The sequence below is a fragment of the Protofrankia symbiont of Coriaria myrtifolia genome (assembly GCF_900634755.1).
GTDB classification, from domain to species: Bacteria; Actinomycetota; Actinomycetes; order Frankiales; family Frankiaceae; genus Protofrankia; species Protofrankia coriariae.
Window position 1 is genome coordinate 1 of record NZ_CAAAFS010000307.1, and the last position, 2,163, is coordinate 2,163.

Below are 2,163 nucleotides of genomic sequence, written 5' to 3' on the forward strand. Positions count from 1 at the left end.
GCCCCTGGACCCCCGACACCACCACCCCGACGACCCCGACCGCGGCCCCGGTCGCGCTGACCGGCGACGTCCTCGACCGCCGCGCCCTGACCGGCCGGGTGATCGGCCGCTGGCTGTCCGGCGGCCAGGAAGGCCGGATCGTCGTCCTGGGCTACCCCAAGACCGACAGCGCCGACCCGGCCGACGCGCCCGGCGCCGTGGCCGGGCGGGCCGCGGTCCGGACGCTGTACCGGATCTGGCGGGGTCACCTCAGCTTCGCTCGCCGGATGGCGGACGCCGCGACGTACGGGGCGATCCGGGAGCAGATCCGCGCCGCCCGCGCGGCCGGGGACAAGGCGGCGCTGGCCGAATGGGTAGATCGGCTGCGGGAGGCGAAGACCGCCCGCCACGACCGGCTACGCGGCATGCCCGTCCTGATCGGCTCGCTGGCCGTCTCGACCGGGTCCGGCCTCGGCCTGGCCGGCGTCGTGATCGGCGCCGGGGGGATCGCCGTCGGCCTCACCCACCCCGCTGGCTGGACCTGGTCGGGCTACTGGGACTTCTGGGCGACACTCGCCCACGTCGGCCTCACCGCCGCCGTCGTCACGCTGCGAGTCGGCACGTGGCTTGCCGTTCCGGGCTGGCTCGCGCTGACCTGGCGCGCCGGCCGGGCCGAGGGCAACGCGCCGCGGTGGCTGGCGACGGCGGCCGAGGCCGACATCGACATGGAGATCGACGAGAACACAATCACTCAGGCGCTCAAGGCGCTGCGGCTCCCGCCGATCACCGACTACCTCAAGACCGGCGCCCCGTTGCAGTACCTGACCACCGCCCGCAAGGACGGCCGCGGCACCCACGCCGTGATCCGCCTGCCCGGCGCGCTGTCGGCCGAGAAGGTCGCCAAGCGCCGCCCCGACCTCGCCGCCGGCCTCCACCGCCTGTCGAAAGAGGTTTGGATCAAGACCGGCGACGAGGCAGGCATCCTCGACCTCTGGATCGCCGACAAAGGCGCCCTCGCCGAGGGTGCCGGGCCCTACCCGCTGCTCGACGACGGCCTGACCGACGTGTTCAAGGGCGTGCCGTTCGGCAAGACGCTGCGCGGCGACCCGCTTGTCGCGCCGATCATGGAGTGCAACACGATCGTCGGCGGGATGCCCGGCCACGGGAAGTCCGCCGGAGCCCGGACCATCATGCTCGGCGCCGCGCTCGACCCGACCGCCGAACTGCGGATCTGGATACCGGACAACAACTTCGACTTCGACGGCTTCCGGCGCCGTTGCTCCCGGTTCGTCATGGGCACCGACCCCGAGCACTTCGCCCAGATCGCCGAAGACCTCCGCGAGCTGCACGCCGAGGTCCAGGCCCGCGGCAAGCTCCTCGGCACCTACGAGGAGCCCTCCGTCACCCGCGCCCTCGCCTCGAAGGGCATCGGCCTGCACCCGGTCGTCTGCCTGCTCGAAGAGGCCCACGTCGCGATCAACCACGAGACCTACGGCAAGGAGATCGCCCACCTCCTGGTCGAGATCGTCAGGTTGGGTCGCAAGCGCGGTATCCACCTGATCGTCTCGACGCAGGCGCCGACGAGGGACTCGATCCCGCGCGACGTCACCCGCAACTGCTCCAACGGCATCGCCTACGCCGTCGGTGACCACGTCGCCAACGATGCCCTGCTTGGTCAGGGCGCCTACCGCGCCGGGCACCGCGCCACCGACCTGGTCCCCGGCCTCGACCGCGGTGTCGCCGTGGTCAAGGGCTTCACCGGTGAGCGCTCCCAGATCGCGAACGGCCACTTCCTGTCCGTCTCCAAGGGCAATGACCAGGTCGGCCCGCTGATCCGCCGGTCGCTCGACGCGATCGCCCGCACCGGGCGGCCGGTGCCCGGCACCGACCGGCCCCGCGCCGACATCCCGACCGAATCGCGTGACCTGCTCGACGACCTCGACGCCGTCCTCGGCACCGACCCGGTGAAGACCGCCGACATCCCCGCCCAGCTCCGCAAGCTCGCCCCGGACTGGGAGCCCTACCGCACCCTGACCGGCACCCAGCTCCGCGAACTGCTCACCGCCGAGGGCATCAAGGTGCCGTCCACCGGCAACCGCCACCCCCTCGACCCCGTCACCGTCCGTGAACACATCGCCCGGCGGTCCACCGCCGACATCGACGAGTGAGTGAGCCCCACACCAC

General features: G+C 72.6%; 1 protein-coding gene. It reads left to right on the forward strand.

What is annotated here, in order from left to right; all coding sequences use genetic code 11:
* Nucleotides 1–2,147, forward strand: a 2,147-nt coding sequence (locus CM1CMNOD_RS17310; protein WP_131774090.1) for a cell division protein FtsK, incomplete at its 5' end; no start/stop codon positions are given.
* Nucleotides 2,148–2,163 lie beyond the last annotated feature (16 nt).